This is a genomic window from Vogesella mureinivorans (assembly GCF_007644035.1).
GTDB lineage: Bacteria > Pseudomonadota > Gammaproteobacteria > Burkholderiales > Chromobacteriaceae > Vogesella > Vogesella mureinivorans.
This window is the reverse complement of the sequence record NZ_VMTV02000524.1, coordinates 1-250: the sequence shown is the minus strand read 5'-3', so window position 1 is coordinate 250 and position 250 is coordinate 1. Positions and strand designations below refer to the sequence as shown.

1 pseudogene is annotated in these 250 nt (G+C 45.6%); it reads left to right on the top strand.

The window, feature by feature from the left end:
- A pseudogene (locus FLQ44_RS14370) lies at positions 1-250 on the top strand (hypothetical protein); the annotation flags it as partial.

Sequence of the window (250 nt, the reverse complement as noted above, 5' to 3'; positions counted from 1 at the left end):
ACCGTCAATTGGACTGCCATTTGTCAGTAAATTGATTCCAGCTGACCCTAACCGTAAGCAAACAGCAAAAGGTGCAGGTACCGAAGCAGGTGTTCAACCGATGTATGGTGTTCCTTATGGTGTTGAAATCAGTGCTTTCCTTTCTCCATTCGGCTTACCATGTAAACAACCTGCATGGGGCTATGTTGCTGGTGTTGATTTAAAAACACATGATGTCGCATGGAAACGTCGTATCGGTACCATCCGTGAC